This is a genomic window from Streptomyces sp. NPDC001219 (assembly GCF_053597915.1).
Map to the genome: position 1 here is coordinate 41854 of NZ_JBSFJF010000034.1, position 16412 is coordinate 58265.

At 71.9% G+C, this 16412-nt stretch carries 15 protein-coding genes; 1 reads left to right on the plus strand and 14 read right to left on the minus strand.

The window, feature by feature from the left end; genetic code table 11:
* Nucleotides 1-18 precede the first annotated feature (18 nt).
* From ACWC9R_RS21865 to ACWC9R_RS21925, 13 genes are read right to left on the minus strand one after another with little or no spacing between them, the layout of a single operon-like run.
* On the minus strand, nt 19-315 hold the full coding sequence (locus ACWC9R_RS21865) for a putative quinol monooxygenase (RefSeq protein WP_450733797.1): 297 nt from the start codon (nt 313-315) through the stop codon (nt 19-21).
* The gene (locus tag ACWC9R_RS21870; RefSeq protein ID WP_450733798.1) at nt 315-1283 is read right to left on the minus strand and encodes an NAD-dependent epimerase/dehydratase family protein; all 969 of its coding nucleotides are present in this window, start codon (nt 1281-1283) and stop codon (nt 315-317) included. The genes ACWC9R_RS21865 and ACWC9R_RS21870 overlap by 1 nt, the downstream gene beginning before the upstream one ends.
* Nucleotides 1276-2529, minus strand: coding sequence for an MFS transporter (locus tag ACWC9R_RS21875; RefSeq protein WP_450733800.1), 1254 nt, complete (start codon nt 2527-2529; stop codon nt 1276-1278). Before ACWC9R_RS21875 ends, ACWC9R_RS21870 begins: the two co-directional genes overlap by 8 nt.
* On the minus strand, nt 2526-3821 hold the full coding sequence (locus ACWC9R_RS21880; RefSeq protein ID WP_450733802.1) for a hydrolase: 1296 nt from the start codon (nt 3819-3821) through the stop codon (nt 2526-2528). Before ACWC9R_RS21880 ends, ACWC9R_RS21875 begins: the two co-directional genes overlap by 4 nt.
* Complete coding sequence (locus ACWC9R_RS21885; protein ID WP_450733804.1) at nt 3818-5080, minus strand: ATP-grasp domain-containing protein; 1263 nt, start codon at nt 5078-5080, stop codon at nt 3818-3820. Before ACWC9R_RS21885 ends, ACWC9R_RS21880 begins: the two co-directional genes overlap by 4 nt.
* Before the next feature lie 56 nt (nt 5081-5136).
* The gene (locus tag ACWC9R_RS21890) at nt 5137-6084 is read right to left on the minus strand and encodes a transketolase (protein WP_450733806.1); all 948 of its coding nucleotides are present in this window, start codon (nt 6082-6084) and stop codon (nt 5137-5139) included.
* The gene (locus ACWC9R_RS21895) at nt 6081-6899 is read right to left on the minus strand and encodes a thiamine pyrophosphate-dependent enzyme (protein ID WP_450733808.1); all 819 of its coding nucleotides are present in this window, start codon (nt 6897-6899) and stop codon (nt 6081-6083) included. Before ACWC9R_RS21895 ends, ACWC9R_RS21890 begins: the two co-directional genes overlap by 4 nt.
* A complete protein-coding gene (locus ACWC9R_RS21900; protein WP_450733810.1) occupies nt 6896-8752 on the minus strand; it encodes a M20/M25/M40 family metallo-hydrolase in 1857 nt (618 codons plus the stop codon). Before ACWC9R_RS21900 ends, ACWC9R_RS21895 begins: the two co-directional genes overlap by 4 nt.
* Complete coding sequence (argC, locus tag ACWC9R_RS21905) at nt 8749-9816, minus strand: N-acetyl-gamma-glutamyl-phosphate reductase (protein ID WP_450733811.1); 1068 nt, start codon at nt 9814-9816, stop codon at nt 8749-8751. The genes ACWC9R_RS21900 and argC overlap by 4 nt, the downstream gene beginning before the upstream one ends.
* Nucleotides 9809-11128: a DegT/DnrJ/EryC1/StrS family aminotransferase gene (locus ACWC9R_RS21910; protein ID WP_450733813.1), complete on the minus strand. Its 1320-nt coding sequence runs from the start codon at nt 11126-11128 to the stop codon at nt 9809-9811. The genes argC and ACWC9R_RS21910 overlap by 8 nt, the downstream gene beginning before the upstream one ends.
* A complete protein-coding gene (locus ACWC9R_RS21915; RefSeq protein ID WP_450733815.1) occupies nt 11125-11754 on the minus strand; it encodes a degT/DnrJ/EryC1/StrS aminotransferase in 630 nt (209 codons plus the stop codon). The genes ACWC9R_RS21910 and ACWC9R_RS21915 overlap by 4 nt, the downstream gene beginning before the upstream one ends.
* A gap of 13 nt (nt 11755-11767) precedes the next feature.
* Entirely contained in the window at nt 11768-12637 is an 870-nt protein-coding gene (locus ACWC9R_RS21920) for a RimK family alpha-L-glutamate ligase (protein ID WP_450733816.1), read from the minus strand.
* The gene (locus ACWC9R_RS21925) at nt 12634-12822 is read right to left on the minus strand and encodes a lysine biosynthesis protein LysW (RefSeq protein ID WP_362604154.1); all 189 of its coding nucleotides are present in this window, start codon (nt 12820-12822) and stop codon (nt 12634-12636) included. The genes ACWC9R_RS21920 and ACWC9R_RS21925 overlap by 4 nt, the downstream gene beginning before the upstream one ends.
* 278 nt (nt 12823-13100) lie before the next feature.
* Here ACWC9R_RS21925 and ACWC9R_RS21930 point away from each other — a divergent pair, with 278 nt between their 5' ends.
* Entirely contained in the window at nt 13101-16187 is a 3087-nt protein-coding gene (locus ACWC9R_RS21930) for a BTAD domain-containing putative transcriptional regulator (protein WP_450733818.1), read from the plus strand.
* Between the two features lie 26 nt (nt 16188-16213).
* On the opposite strand, the gene ACWC9R_RS21935 is transcribed toward ACWC9R_RS21930, so the two are convergent.
* Nucleotides 16214-16366: a hypothetical protein gene (locus ACWC9R_RS21935; RefSeq protein ID WP_450733820.1), complete on the minus strand. Its 153-nt coding sequence runs from the start codon at nt 16364-16366 to the stop codon at nt 16214-16216.
* Nucleotides 16367-16412: the final 46 nt, after the last annotated feature.

Here is a 16412-nt window from a genome sequence, read left to right on the forward strand (position 1 = left end):
CCGTCGCCCTGTCGTCTGCTACCGCGCGTCGCGCACCGGGCTGCTCGGGTGCACCTCGCGCTCGATGCGCGGCATGAGCTCCGGGAGGTAGATCTTCTGGATGGCGTCGCCGGAGCCGTGCGCCTCCCAGTGGGAACGGCTGGCCCAGCGCTCGACGAGGACGAAGCGGCCCGGGTCGTCCTCCGAGTGGTAGGCCTCCCAGCTGACGCAGCCGTCCTCGGCGAGACACAGGGGGCGCATGCGGGCCAGGGCATCGGCCACCGGCGCGATGTCGTCGCTTTCGGGGACCCGGACGATGACGATGAGGTCGAACATCACTGCTCCTTGGAGTGGGGGGAGTCGGCCTGGGCGGCCAGGGCGTTGCGGGCGACCGCGGGCAGCCACTCGGCGATCGGGGTGAAGCGGTAGCCGAGGGCCGCCGCCCGGTCGCTCGCCATGCCGAAGTCGGACGGGCAGGAGAACGGGGACAGGCCGGGGTCGCCGGAGGGATCGTCCTTCTCGATCACGTCGGCGGTGAGTCCGGTCGCGCTCTCCACCGCGGCGCAGACGTCGTAGACGTCGGCGGTGTCCGGAGAGGCGACGTTGACCGCTCCGGTGGCGTCGGAGAGGGCCGCCCAGGCGAGGAAGCCGGCGGCCTCGTCGGCCCGTACCAGTGAGGTGCGGCCGGGCGCCGTGTGGGCGACGACGGGCCGCCCCTCCCTGACGTGGTCGAGGTGGAACTGCAGCCGGCCGGTGAAGTCGCCCTCCGCGGCCAGGACATGGGCGACCCGGGCCAGCAGCACCGGCACCTTGGCGGAGCGGGTCAGCGCGGCCTCGGCCTGGCGCTTGCCCTCGCCGTAGTGGGCGTCCAGGTACCCGGGGGTGTACCAGGGCAGGTCGGTGTCGAAGTCGTAGGCCGCCGGGTCGAGTTCCTCCTCGCGGGCGCGGGCACCGAACGGCGGGGCCGGGAACCGCCAGCGGAAGGTGTCCTTGTTGTACACCTCGATGGTGCTGGTCATGACGATCTTCCCGGCCCGGTCGCCGAAGGCCTCGCAGACCTCCACGGCGGCGATCGGCGTGTAGCACATCTGGTGCACCACCGCGTCGAAACGCTCCCCCGCCACCGCGGCGGTCAGCTCCCCGGGGACGGTCACGTCGGCGCGCAGCCGCCGTACCGCGTCCCCGAAGGAGTCGGGGGTCCGCCCGCGGTTGACCAGGGTGACCCGGTGCCCGTCGTCCAGCAGTTGCCGGACCAGCACCTTGCCGAAGTACCGGGTGCCCCCGATGACGCAGATGTCAGACATTCTCCCTCACCTTCTCCTCGTTCTCCGTGCCATCCGTGCCTTCTGTGCCCTCGGTCCGCCGCGGCTCCCCGGCCTCGCCGGAGTTCCGGCCGCTCAGGCAGACGAGTGCACAGCCCGCGGCCAGCAGGGCCGCGACGTACCAGTTGCCGCCCACCACATCCAGGGAGCGCGACAGGTCGAACAGGATTCCCGCGGCGAGGGAGCCGACCATGTTCCCCGCGCTGCGGAAGAAGTGCATCGCGCCCATGGCCCGGGCCAGCCGGTGCTCAGGGACCCTGCGGGCGATCCAGAGGTCGAACGACGGCACGAAGAGAATCTCTCCGAGCACCACCGTCAGACAGCCGACCACCACCCAGGGGCCGGTGCGGCCGGCCCCGAAGGCGACGAACGCGAGGGTCATCCCGGCCAGGCCGACGGCCATCACCGCCCCCGGGCTGAACCGCTTGTTGAACAGCTTGAACAGCGGGTACTGGAGCACCAGGATGCTGAGCCCCGTGATCCAGAACGGCGAGGACGGCGCCCACCCCGGGACGTACGCCGCCATGTGCAGCGGGATGCCGACCACGAAGCCCAGGGACAGGAACCAGAACGCGGCGGACAGCAGGAAGTAGCGGGTGGCGCCGCGCACTTCGATGCCCTTGAACGCCGCCAGGCTGAACAGCGGGGCGCGGCCGCCGGCGGCCGCCGCGCTCCCGAAGCCGTCCCGGGGGATCAGCGCCGAGGCGATCAGACAGAAGCCGATGAAGAACGCGAACACCACCGAGAACAGGGTCCGCAGCTCCACCTCGGCCAGTACGGCGCCCAGCAGCGCGCCGCCGAAGAGGCCGACCTGCCCCGCCATCTGGAACGCGGAGAATGCCTTGGGGCGTTCGTCCTCGGGGAAGGACACCAGGACGTTCTTCAGCCCCGGGAAGGAGGTCCCCGACCCGAAGCCGATGAAGAACGCCAGCACGCTGTACGCGAGCACGCCGTCGGTGAACCCCATGAGCCCGAGCGCCAGGGCCTCCATCGCGGTGCCGAGGAAGACGCCGCCACGGACGCCGCAGCGTGCCGCGATCCCCTCGTAGCAGAAGGTGGCGAGCAGCCGGCCGACGTACGTCATACACATGACCACGCCCGCCCAGAAGCCGCTGTCGGTCCCGCCGAGGGTGGCGACGAGCACGGGGAACCAGATGTAACTCCCCACGTTCGCCAGGAGGATGCCCCCGGTCACGCCGATGAGCGCGCGCTTGCGTTCCCTGATCAAGACTCCTCCTTCCGGTCCGCCCCGGCGGCACGCAGCCCGGCGATGGCACGCGTGACGGCCTGCCGGTCGACCGGCACACCCCGGACGACCGTGCTCAGCGGGAGGGCCGACAGCGGCCGGCCCGGGGCGTGCAGGTTGTAGGTGGCGGCCGCGCCGACGCCCAGCGGATGGGCCGTGCCCGTGCCGCCGCTCAGCTCGTCGAAGTAGCGGCGGCCGCCGACCGTCGCCTGGTGCCGCAGCGGCCCGTCGAGCGAGGCGTCGTCGCCGCGCAGCAGGCCGAGTTCGCTCAGGAACGAGTAGCCGTGGTACGCGCCCGTGTTGCCCGAGTCGGTGCCGATCAGCAGCTTGCCCTCGCGGAGCGTGGCCAGGGCGTTGCGGCGCATGTCGGCCAGCGCCGCCGTGCGGGTCTCCTGGCAGCCGTACTCGATGCCGTAGGGCTTCTCGATGGCCTGGGAGAACTCCAGGTTGCGGAGGTCCTGGGTCTCGGCGAAGCCCTCGCGCCCGTACTCGGCCCGGAACTCCTCACCCGTCATGATCATGGTGCGCAGGCCGGCCAGGGTGGAGACGAACCGGGCACCCTCGAACTCCTTCCAGTCGGCCGCGTCGAGCGTCCGGTCCCGCACGGTGTGGGCGAAGAGGCGGAAGCCGCACTCGTAGGCCCAGCGGGTCTCCTGGAGGGTGTTGCAGTCGATGACGGCGCTGATGCCGCGCTCAGCGGCGATCCGGGCGGAGAACTCGAGCACCCGCCGCGACAGCCGGGAGAACTTCACCGGGCTGTCCGGCTGTTCGGTGCCGTCGGTGAACATCACCTTGAGGAAGGTGCCGCCCCGCTCGACGTTGGACCGTATCGCGTGTTCGAGGTCGGTCTCGGTGGCGATCATGTGCACCGGGGCCGGGAACTCGACACCGTGGCCGGTGAGGCCGGCGGCGTTCGTCATCGCGGTGGCCGCGTAACCGCAGTGCACCAGCTCCGGGTAGGGCAGCGCCGACTCCGCGGCGCCCTGCTCCCAGTCCTCCTTGACCAGCGGGAACCCGAACATGTCGACGACATGCGTGACCCCGCTGTACAGGTACTGCAGCGCGACGATACGGGCGTCTTCCAGGGAGTCGTCGAAGTTGGCGGGAAGGCCCACGTGGGCGTGCGTCTCGACGTAGCCCGGCCACAGCTCGGGCGTCGCGAGGTCATCGGCCTTCCGCTCGGCGACGGGGCGGATACCGGAGAAGTGCCCGTCCTCGACGGTGACGTCGAAGACCGCCGTCGGGTCCAGCTCCGGGATCGCGACGCGCGTCATCGGGCCACCTGCACGGCGATGGTGAACTCGATGTCGTCCAGGGCCGCCTGGACGCGTCCGGCCGCCTCGTCCCGGTCCCGGCCGGTGAAGATGAGGTGGCCGAGCCAGTCGAAGTTGCTCTTCGACAGGCGCGACACCCGACGGCCCGGCTTGGCGTAGGCGAGGGCCTCGACGAAGCCCGGGGTGTCCTTGATCCGGTCGAACCCGACGGAGACCAGCTCGCCCTCGACCGGGGAGCCGAACCAGTGGCCGCTGGCGATGACGTCGCCGGGAATCGGCAGCTCGGGACGCTCGCCGAGGGCCTGGCGGATCACCTCCAGGTAGGCGTTGACGCCGCTGGAGAGCTCCATCAGCTGCGGCACGATGCCGCCGGTGAGCCGGCCGTTGACCTCGCACAGCACCGGGCCGTCCGCGGCGAGGAAGTACTCGGCGTGGATGAAGCCGAAGTCGATGCCGAGGCCCTTGAGGACCTGCTCGTTCATCGCGTACAGCTCGTCCTGGAGCGGGTGGCCGCGGAAGTAGGTGAGGCCCATCTCGATGAAGTACGGGAAGCCGCTCAGATTGCGGTCCGTGATGCCGAGGTTGACGATCTCGCCGCCCTGGAGCACACAGGCCTCGACGGAGACCAGCGCGCCCTCGACGAACTCCTCGACCACGATGTCCGGGATACGGGTCACCCCGCGCCCGTAGTCGCCGACCGACGCCAGCTCCGTGAGGTAGGCGGCCAGTTCCTCCTCGTCGCGGAGCAGCAGGACGTGCAGGCTCGCGGTGCCGTCGGAGGGCTTCACCACGCACGGGAAGCCGATCTCACGGACCGCGGCCTCCATGGCGTCGCCGGACGTGGGCTCGGCGACGTGCACGAAGCGCGGCTGGCGCACGTCGGTGTCCTGCAGGGCGAGCCGGGTGCGGTGCTTGTGACGGGCGTTGAGGGCCGCCTCGACGCTCATGCCCGGCAGGCCGAGGGAGCGGGCCACCGACGCCGCGTGCACCGTGTGGTACTCGCTGTAGGTCATGACGCCGTCCACCGGCTTCGCCGCGTGCACCTCCTTGGCGAGCCGCTCCAGCTCGTCGATGGAGAACACCGTCTCGCTCTTGATCACCTCGCACCGGGTGTGTGCGAACGCGGCCTCGGCCAGCGGCGAGGCGCCCAGATAGAAGCCGGGGTCGGCGGACACGAAGGTCACGTCGTGCCCGAGCTCCAGGGCGTTGGCGATGCCCGCGATGCCGTTGGGGTTGCACTCGATCATGAGGATATGCATGGGAGGTTCCTTGTCTTCAGGAGGTTTCTGGGCTGATGCGGAGAGACGGGCGGAGGTCAGCTGACGCGGCCGCCCGCGGGTACCGGACCCGGGGCGCCGGCGCGCATCCGGGCCACCGCCGACAGCACGGCGGGCAGATCGAAGCCGAGGCGGGCCATGACCTCGTGGTGGTCGCCGCCCTCGGCGGGCCAGTCGTGGCCCGCGTTCACACCCGCCACCTCGCAGCGGGGCAGCAGCAGCGCGAGCGCCTCGGCCACACCGCCCTGACCGCGGTGTTCCTCGACCACGACGAACCGCGTGTGCCGGCCCGCCAGTTCCGCGGCCGCCTCGGCCAGGTGCGCGTGGTCCACATAGGTCAGATGCGCGTGGGAGACCCCGGTGGCGGAGCGGGCGGCCAGCGCCAGGCGGGTGCCCTCCTCGCCCACCGAGACCAGGCAGACGTCCTCGGGCTCCGCCGCGGACTCCCAGTTGACCAGGGGGATTTCGGCGCCGGGCAGGGGCAGGGACTCGTCCGCGGCGTTCCGGCCCGTGCGGATGTAGTGCGGCCTGCCGCTGCGTACCGCGGACCGGACCACCGCACGCATCTCCGCCTCCCCGTAGGGGGCCGCGATGGTCACGCCGGGGATGCTGCGGAGCACCGCGAGGTCCTCCAGGCAGTGGTGGGTGGTGCCGAACCAGGCACCGGACACGCCCGCGTACGGCGCCACGACGGTGACCCCGGCGTTCAGGTAGCCCAGCGTCAGCTTCAGGCTCTCCGCCGCGCGCAGCGCCGCGAAGGGGGCGAAGGTGCTGACGAACGGCTTGTACCCGCCGGCCGCCAGTCCCGCCGCCATGTCGACCATCGCGCCCTCGGCGATACCCAGGTTGAAGAACCGGTCCGGGTGCGCGGTCTGGAAGGGGTGCTTCTTACCCCCGAGGTCCGCCTCCAGGCAGACGACGGCGGTGTCCTCCGCGGCGAGCGCGGTCAGCTCGTCCCGGTAGGCGTCACGACCGGAGAGAGTCATCGGATCGCTCGCTTCCACTTCGCGGCGCGCACGGCGTCGATGGTCACGTAATGAGAGCCGGCCCTGCCCTCCACCGCCGGCACGCCCTTGCCCTTGACGGTGTGGGCGATGACGGCGAGCGGACGGCGGGCGGCCGACCGGTCCGCGGCGAACAGCTCGGTCAGGGCGGCCAGATCGTGCCCGTCGGCCTCCACGGCCTCGAACCCGAAGGCGGCGAACCGCTCGGTGAGGTGCGGCAGCGGCGAGATGTCGGCGACGAGCCCGTCGTTCTGCCCGCCGTTGCGGTCCACGACGAGCACGAAGTTGCCCAGCTCGCGCGCCGCCGCCACCTGGCAGGTCTCCCAGACCAGCCCTTCCTGGAGCTCACCGTCGCCCGCGACGGCGATGCCCAGGCCGCTCCGTCCGCCGATCCGGCGGGCCAGGGCCCAGCCCGCCGCGTACGGGACGCCGTGCCCCAGGCTCCCGGTGGGGAACCGGACACCGGGCACCTTGGGACCCGGATGGCCGGTGTAGGGCCGGCCCGCCTGGCCGTACAGCGGCGCGGGGTTCTCCGGCAGCACGCCGCTGACGTGCAGCGCGGCATACAGGCCCGCGGCGGCGTGCCCCTTGCTCAGCACGACCTCCGTACCGTCACCGGCCGAGGCCCGGTGCAGGGCGGCGATCAGGATGTCGAGCACCGACAGGCTGCCGCCCAGATGGCAGCCGCGCTCGGACGCCGCCATGTCGACGACCAGCCGCCGGGCCTCCAGGGCCCGTTCGGCCAGGGTGGAGGCGAGTACCCCGGCGCCGGCGGGACTGTCGAGTACGGCGGTCATCGCCGGCTCCCTTCCGGAAGGGCGAACCAGCGGTTCACCGCGTCGGCGAGCAGCGCGCGGGCGGTGCGGTACTCCTCGCCGCCGATGCGCTCCTCGTCGGTGTGATCGAGGGCGGAGTCACCCGGCCCGTACGCCACCATCGGCACGTCGTGCCAGGTGGTCGCCAGGGTGTTCATGTCCGACGTCCCCTTCTTCACCACGAAGCGGGGCCGGACCCCGGCCTCGGCGAAGGCCCGGACGAAGGCCTTGGCCAGGGGGCCCGAGCGGCCGCCCTGGTGGCCCGGCGTGGCGCGCAGCGCCTCGATCCCGACGCCGTCGCCGGCGTGCCGGAGCGCGGCGGCGCGCAGCGCCTCCAGATCGGCTCCCGGCGGCACCCGGAAGTTGAGGGTTCCGTGGGCCCGGTCGTGCTCCCGGCCGCGCTCGCAGCGGATGTCGATGACCGCGCTGAGCGCCTCGGGCGCCTGCGCGAGGACCGAAGCGCGGATCTCCCCGAGGACCCGGATCAGGCGGTCCGGGGCTGACACCGCGTCCATGCCGGCCGAGTGACCGGTGGGCACCGAGGCGGTCACCGCCAGCTTGAAGAGCCCGAAGTAGCCGAGGGTGAGCTTCCCCGAGCCGCTGGGTTCACCGATGACGACCGCGTCGGCCGCATGGTGGTCGCGGACGTGGAACGCGCCCTTCGAGGAGGAGATCTCCTCCTCGACCGCGCCGATCACGGTCAGTTGACCGTCCTCGGGCACGGCGGCGTCCGCGAGCACCTCCAGGAAGGCGGCGAGGCTGCCCTTGGCGTCGACGCTGCCGCGCCCCCACAGCTCACCGTCCCGCCACTCGGCGGGCCGGCGGTGCGGGACCGTGTCGAGGTGGCCCAGGAGCAGCAGCCGCCGCGCACCGGTGCCCCGGGACGCGACGAGGTTGCCCGCCGGGTCGACATGGGCCTCGATGCCCCGCTCGCGGCACCACTCGGTGAGGCAGGAGGCGAGTTCCGCCTCGTCGCCGGAGACCGAGGGCACACAGACCGCGCGAGTGAGCAGGTCGAGGTCGTCGGCGGGCCCCCGGGTGCGCCAGAACCGGGTCCACCCGGACGCCTCGCCCATGGTGTGCGGGCCGGTGATGGCCACGTCGGCGCTGCTGCCCTCCAGGGCGATCTCGGCTGCGCGCACCTTCTGGCGCATGCGCCCGCCGGCGTACCGCGCCCCGTCGCCCGGGTAGGCGTCGCGCAGCGTGGAGTCCGGGACGTCCGGGTCGGTCAGCAGTCCCGCGGTGCCGGTGACCAGCCGGAGGTGGTCGGCGTCCAGGGCGACCGCGAGCACCGCGGCCAGCACGTCGGCGTCCACGTTCAGCGGAGCGCCGCCGTCCCGGTCCGCGACCGGCGGGGACAGACAGACCACGTCGTACGTGTCGAGCAGGGCGTTCAGCGCCGCGGAGTCCACCTCGGCGGGCACGCCCGCCCGGTGGTCCCGGACCACGACGGGGCGGCCTTCGGCCGACAGTGCCTTCAGCGGGCGGTTGCCCCGGCCGGCGACCAGGCCGCCCCGCGCACCGACGGCCGTGAACACCCGCAGGCCCAGGGCCCGCAGGCCGCGTTCCACGGCGGGCAGGGTGACCCGCTCGTAGGCGTCGACGAGGTGGTCCATCTCCTCGGGAGGGCAGTAGCGCACCACGTCGCCGTTGGTCAGCCGGAGCGTGGGGACCGGGCGGCCGATGGCCGCGTAGTGGCGTTCGATGCCGGTGGCCCCGCCCGCCACCAGGAGTACCCGGGCGCCGCGGGCGGCGACGTCGGCGATCTCCTTGTGGACGGCCTCGCGGTCGAGCGTGGCGCTGCCGACCTTGATGACATACAGCGGCCGGCTCATGGCGACACCGCCGTGACCGGCAGCCCGGCCGCCTCGTCGAAGCCGTGGATGAGGTTCATGGCCTGGATGGCCTGGCCCGCCGCGCCCTTGATCAGGTTGTCGAGGGCGGCCACCGTGACGCACTGACCGTCGCGGACGGCGACCGCCACCTCGGCGACGTTGGAGCCGGTGACGGCCTTGAGCATCGGGAAGTCCTGCGGCGCCTTGGGCGCCGGGCGGACCCGCACGAACGGTCTGCCCACGTACGCCTTGGCGTAGGCGCGCTTGACGTCCAGGGCGGTGACCCCGGGCCGCAGTTCGGAGTAGGCGGTCACCATGATGCCGCGCGCCACGTCCATGCTGTGCGTGGAGAACCGCAGATCGACAGCGGCGCCCGTGAAGTCGGCCAGGGCCTGCTGGACCTCCGGCGCGTGCCGGTGGCCGTGCAGCTTGTGCACCCGGAAGTTGCCACTGCGCTCGGCCGGGGGCTCGCCGCTCCCGCGGCCGCCGCCGGTGGACCCGGTCTTGGCGTCGACCACCACCCGGTCGGCGACCAGCGGACCGGCGCCGGCGAACAGCGGGTACAGGGCGTAGACCGTGGTGACGGCCATGCAACCGGGCAGGCTGACGAAGCGGCTCTCGGGGATACCGGGGCTCAACTCCGGTACGAAGTAGGCGAAATCCTCCAGCGGCGGGTGGGACGCCGTCCCCGGGTAGTACCTGCTGACCTCCTTCGCGTCGCGCAGCCGGAAGTCACCGCCCAGGTTCAGCACGCGCTTGGCCCGGTCGGCGACCAGCGGCAGGTGCGCGGGCAGTGCGCCGGTGGGCAGGCAGCCGAAGGCGACATCGACGGTGTCGGTGTCCGCGAGCTCGGCCAGCGGCCGGAACGTGAGACCGGACGCCTTGGGGTGGTTGCGCAGCCAGGGGTGGCTGCTGCCGACGGTGGTGCCCGCGGCGCGCTCCGCCGAGAGGAACGCGAGTTCCACCCGCGGGTGCTCCAGGAGAAGCCTGATCACCTCGCCGCCGGTGTAGCCGCTGGCGCCGAGGACGGCGACGCGGAGCTTCTCGTGCGCTGCCTCAGCCAAGGCGGGCCGCCTTGTCGTAGGGGCGACTGTAGTCGCGGGTCTCGACGAGCTTGCGAATGGCGTCCGGACGGCGGGCGACCTTACGGAAGGCGTCGGCGTACCGGAGGATGCGCTCGTACTCCACCGGGGACCGCAGCTCACGGCAGAGGACGAGGGTGCTGTCCAGCATGCCGAGGGTGACCGGGAAGTCCTCGGGCCGGTGGTCGCGCACGGCACCGGGGTTGAGGGTGAACGGGTAGCCGTTGCCGAAGCCGTCCCGGTGCTGGAACGGCAGGTGGCACGGAATCGGGGTGTTCTGCCACTCGCGGGCCGGGACGCCCTCGGCGACCAGGAGTTCGTGCACGGCCTCCTTGACCGCGAACACCGGGATGTCGCCCAGGCCCACGGCCTCGGGGTGCAGGGTGGTGCGGTACATGTTGTAGGCGTGGACGTGCCCGCTGGGGACGTGCGGCGGGGTGAACAGGCCGGTCTCGCCGAGGACTTCGCCGAGCAGCGCGGCGTTGCGTGCCCGGATCTCGTCGTAGTACGGCAGCCGCTTGAGCTGGCTGGCGCCGAAGGCCGCCGCGACCCACGACATGCCGTAGTCGATGCCGTGCCGCTCCAGGTAGGCCAGCGCCCGGTCGTAGCGCTCCTCGGTGGCGAAGAACGCGATGCCGCCCTCGCCGCCGAGCGGGAAGTTCTTGTCGGCCATCAGGCTCTGGCCGGCGGCGTCCCCGATGGAGCCGGCCACCTGCTCGCCGACCTTCGCGGAGTGGGCGTGCGAGGCGTCCTCGACGAGGGCGATGCCGTGCCGGTCGGCGAGGGTGCGCAGAGCCGACACATCGGCGGGCAGGCCGTGCACGTGCACCGGCATCAGCGCGCGGGTGCGGTCGGTGACCGCGGCGGCCGCGGCCTTGGGGTCCATGCAGTAGGTGACCGGGTCGATGTCGACGAACACCGGGACCGCGTGCGCGGCGACGACGGCCTGCGCGGTCGCGATGAAGGTGAACGCCGGCACGATGACCTCGTCGCCGGGCTGCACACCGGCGCCCACGAGGGCCATGTGCAGGCTGGAGGTGCCACTGGCCGTGGGCAGCGCGTGCGCCGCACCGACGTAGGAGCGGTACGCCTCGGCGAAGTCGGCGACGACCTTTTCGGGAGCCTGACGCTGGGCGAGCATCAGGTTGAAGACGTCTTCCTTGGTGATGACCGGGAAGAGGGTCCGGCGCGACGCCTTGGGAATCAGGGCCTCGCCGCCGAGGGCGGCGAGTTCGGAGGTGAGTTCGGCGGGGTCGGGCAGGGGCAGCGGGGCTGCCGGGAAATCAGTGATCATGAGCGTGCTCCGGTGGGAGTGGCGGGACGTGCCGCCTGGGTCAGGGCCATCCGCACGCAGGCGGCCACGAGGGGGCTGAGCCGGTAGTTGAACTGGACCCCGGGCACCAGCGAGGCGTCGGCCTCCTCCTGCGTCCACATCGTCCGCAGGTCGTAGGCGCCGAAGATCTTCAGTCGCTCGGCACGGGCCCAGACCCTGTCGTCGTCGGTGAGGACGGCGGCGGCCGGCCCGAAGCCGAGCCCGGTGAGGTCCACGACCAGGGCGGGGGCGGTGGACTCCCGGGTCAGCTCGCCCAGCTGGTCGGCGTTCGCGGAGTCCAGCGACACGTAGTCGTACGCGGCCGGCCCCGGGTCCCCGGCAGTGACGCCGAGCCAGCTGAGGAAGCGGCCGAGGGCCGCGTCCGGCTCGGGGACGGCGGCGGTGTCGCCGTGCCCGATGCCCTGGCCGGCGAGCGCCGCGTGGACCGCGGCGGTACGGCTGTTGACGAGCACGGCCCGTGCGCGTCCGGTCTGCTTGGTCAGCAGTCGTTCCAGTCCGGGCAGTTCCCGGTCGCTCTTCTCGATGCTCATGACCACGCCAGTGGTGAGGACGCGGGCGAGCACCGTAGCGGTGTCGAACAGTTCCATGGGTTTCTCCGTGTCACACGGCCGAGGCCGTGAGGGTCTCCGCGACGTAGGCGGCGAGGTGGCCGGCCACGTTCACTCCGTGCTGGGCGGAGGAACGGGCGAATTCGGGATTGGCGTTCACTTCGAGCACGAGCAGCCCGCCCGTGGACCGGTCCTCGACCAGGTCCACCCCGTAGAAGCCGGGGCCGAGGGCGTCGACGACCTGGCCGCAGAGCTTCTCCATCTCCACGGTGACCTCGACGCGACGGACCTCGGCGCCCAGGTGGGTGTTGGTGCGCCAGTCGTCCGACACCCGCTGGATGGCCACCACCGGGGTCCGCCCGACGACCACCACCCGCAGATCGTGGCCGGGCTTGTCGACGTACTCCTGCACGACGACGGGGAACTGCTTTCCCATGGCATCGGTGGACTCGCGGCCCGCGGCCCACGCCTCCACACAGTCGAGGTGGGTCATCTTGCTGACACCCCGCCCCCAGGAACCGCTGACCGGCTTGACCACGGCGGGCATGCCCATGTCGGCGACGGTCTTGCGGACCTGGTCGAGGCTGAAGGCGTGCCGGGTGTCGGGGTGCGGAATTCCGTGCCGCGCGAAGAGCAGCGACTGCAGCCCCTTGTCGTTGCACGTCTCAATGGCCGCCGCGCGGTTGAGGGTGGGGACTCCGGCGTGTTCCAGGCGGCGGGAGACGCTGATCGCGTCCCGGTGGGAGAGGTTCCTGATCAGGGCGAGAGCGGGCGGGCCGGGGTGGCCCGCCACGATCTCGGCCAGATCCTCCATGAGCAGCGGTCGCGCCGTCAGACCCTGGTCACGCAGTGCGCCGAGGAGCAGCTTCTCCTCCGGGCGCAGCATCGTGACCGAGAGCAGGACCTGGTCGGAGGTTGTCACTCGCCCCAGTCCTCTTCCACCTCGGGGGCGAGGTCCAGGCGTATGCCCGTCGCGGACTTCTCGACGACCTCGTGCTCCTGGCCGCAGGCCCCGCACTCGGTGATCTCACCCTTTTCCCAGTCGTCGCGCACCTCGAATTCGGTGTCGCATACGAGACAGCTGGCGACAGTGGTCGCAAGTGCCATTTCCCTGACTCCCTTGTGTCGAATTGCGTCGCAGGAATTGCCGGCGTCGTGGATTGCGCAGGAATTTCGTTCCGAGCGCATTCCGGGGCCGCCGCCTCCGGCACCGGTGGATGCCTCGCGATGCATGGAAGAACGCCACTTCCGGTGGCTGCGAGAAGCCTGCCGGGCGGCGATACCGCTCACCTACCGGTCCGATACCGCTCGCTGCGGCAGCCGCCCGAAGCTGTCCTGTGGGTGTTTGGCCTGGTATCTTCCAGGCAGCACAAGGGGGGTGCACAGTGACGGGCGCGGAAAATCGCGGGCTGCGGTTCAACGTTCTTGGATCTCTGGAATGCCTGGCTGACGGGCATCGGATCAAGCTCGGCGGGCCGCTTCAGGAGCGCATTCTGACGTACCTGCTCCTGGAGTCCGGACGGACGGTGTCCATCGAGCGCCTCATCGAGACGGCCTGGGGAGAAGCCGCACCCGATACCGCCAAGCAGCAGGTGCGCAAAGCCGTTGCCGACCTCCGGCGGCGCATCCCCGAGGGGCCGGCGCTGATCGTGACCGAGGACGCCGGCTACCGGGTGTCCGTGCAGCCGCTCCAGGTCGACCTGCACCTCTTCTCGCACCATGTCCAGAGGGCCGCTTCCGACCGCTCGGAGGGCGAACTCGGCGCGGCGGCGGGGGAGTTGCGGAAGGCGCTCGCGAGGTGGCGTGGCCCGGTGCTGAACGGGACGGGCGGACCGGTCCTCGACGCTGCGTCGACCGTGCTGGAGGAACGGCGCCTGGCAGCGGTGGAGGAGCTGTTCGCGCTCCGACTCCAGCTGGGCGAGGACAGTGACCTCGTCAGCGAATTACGCGAGTACGTCGCCGCCTACCCGCTGCGCGAGGGCCTGCGCGGCCAGCTGATGCTCGCTCTGTACCGCACCGGACGGCAGGCCGAGGCGCTCCACGAGTACGCCGCCGTACGGGACTTACTGGCGGACGAGCTCGGGATCAGTCCCTGCCCGGATCTGGCCGGCCTGTTCGAGAAGATCCTCCGGGCCAGCCCGGAGCTGGACACGCCCTCACCGGCGCCCGCGGCTCCTGCCCTCCGGCCGGCCGACGCGGCGCGGGCCACCGAGAGCGCCCCGTGCACCCTGCCGTACGAACTACCGGACTTCACCGGCCGGCACCTGGAACTCAGGGACCTGCTCGACCGGGGACAGGCGGGCGAGGGGGTGCGGATCGTCGCCGTCGACGGGATGGGCGGCGCGGGCAAGACCACCCTGATCGTGCGTGCGGCCCACCGCCTGGCCGCCGCGTATCCGGACGGGCAGCTCTACATCGACCTGCGCGGCTTCACCCCGGGGGAACACCCCCTGGTACCCGAGGAGGCGACGCGCATACTGCTGCGCGCCCTGGGGACCCCCGCCAGCGCCGTCCCCGACGACACCGAGAGCCGGCTCGCCATGTGGCAGGCCGCCTCGGCCTCGCGGAGACTGCTCCTCGTCCTCGACAACGCGGCCGAAGCCGCCCAGATACGCCCGCTGCTGCCCGTCACGTCCGAGTGCCTGGTCCTCGTGGCCAGCCGCTGCCGGCTGCTCGACCTCGACGGGGCCCACTGGATATCGGTGGGCACCCTGCCGCCGCAGGACAGCGCGGCGCTGCTCACCCGGACGCTCGGCGAGGAACGCGTGGCCGCCGACCCCGAGGCCGCGAAGTCACTGGCCACCCTCTGCGGGCATCTGCCGCTCGCCCTGCGCATCGCCACGGCCAGGCTCCACAACCGCCCCCGCTGGACGCTGCAGTACTTCGTCGACCGGCTCCGCGAGGAGGACGCCCTGCTCACGGAGCTGCGCTCCACCGAACGCAGCGTCGCCACCACCATCCAGCTCTCCTACGAGGCCCTGGGCGAGGAGCACCGCCGGGCGTTCATGCTCCTCGGCGTGCACCCCGGGCCGAACTTCGACCCTCACGCGGCCGCGGCCCTCACGGACATGACGCCCAAGGACGCCGAGCAGATGCTGGAGGACCTGCTCGACTCGCAACTGCTGCAGCAGCACGAGGCGGGGCGGTACTCCTTCCACGACCTCATCCGCAGCTTCGCCCGCAGCCTCTGGGACGACTCCGTGCGGCACGAGAAGGACACCGCGGTCGGCCGGCTGATGAACTACTACCTGGGCGCCACCAACGAGGCGTGCCGGATTCTGTTCCCCGGCCTGCGCCAGTACGCGTCCGCTCCCACCGGCAACGCGCCGGGGCTGCCCGCGCTGCGCAACGCACAGACCGCCCGCCGGTGGTACGAGCGGGAGAGCAGGGCCCTGCAGGCCACCGTCCGGCTGGGGCAGCGGCACGACTTCCACCGGCTGGCCAGCTACCTGGCCAGGAACACGGTGCTCCACCTGCACGCGCAGGGAGCCATCCGGGACTTCCGGGAGCTGGCGGAGGTCGCGGTGGCCGCGGCCCGCCGGGCGGCCGACACCCAGGCGCTGTGTCTGAGCCTGGCCAACCTGGCCTCGGCCCACCAGATACTCGGCGAGTTCCGGCTGGCGGCGGAGGCGGCGGAGGAGGGCCTGCGGGTGGCCCGGTCGCACGGGGACCCCGTCAGCGAGGCGGCCTTCCTGGACCTGCTCGGCTGGGCACGCATCGTGCTGGGCGGCCTTTCCGAGGGGTACGACCTCCTGCTCCAGGGCATCGGGCTGCACCGCGAGTTCGGAACCCCCAGACGGGAGTCCATCGCCCTGTGCAATCTCAGCACCCTGCACCTGTGGCACGGCCGGACCACGGAAGCGGTCTCCGCCGCCGAACGGGCCGTCATGCTGTGCCGGGAGGTCGGGGAGCAGGAGCACGAGGTGGCCGCCCTCAACGACCTGGTCATCGCGCACCTGGGCGGAGGCGACGACGCGGCGGCCCAGCGGTACCTCGACCGGGCCCTGGCACTGGGCGAGGAGTCCGCGATGCCCAGGAACCGGGCCATGTCCCTGGCGCTGCGGGCCGTTCTCCACCAGCGGAGCGGTCAGAACGACGAGGTGATGACGTACATCGATCAGGCACTCGCGCTCGTCGGCCCGCTGGGCACGGTGACCTGGCAGTGCGAGGTCGAGAACATCGCGGGACTGGTCCACCAGCGCGGAGGGGGCCACGAGAAGGCGCTCGGCCTGCACCGGAGTGCCCATCAGAGGGCACTGAGCATCGGATACCGCATGGGCATGGCGTACGGACTGCACGGCATGGCGAAGGCCGAGAAGTCGCTGGGACGGCACGAGGTCTCCCGGGAGCACCTGCGCAGCGCCGAGGAACTCTTCGCCGCCATGAACATCCCCCGGGCCGCCCTGCGTTCGCCCGACCGCGCGCCTGTGTGCTGCACGCTTGGCTCCTTCTGCTGCAGCACACAGGCGTAGGGCACGGGCCGGCGGCCCGGCCCCCCTTACTGGTGGCCGGAACCCGGCCCCTCGTTGGTGGCCAGAATCTGCACACCTCTCCCGGCCCCGTCGGCCTCGGAGTGGTGCACCACCGCTCCGGTCCCGAAGACGACGGCCAGGGCGACAATCCCGATCAGGCCGGTCAGTTTGGTGCGCATGTTTCCCCCTTGATGTGCATGATCCTCCCGAACGGAACAGATCGTC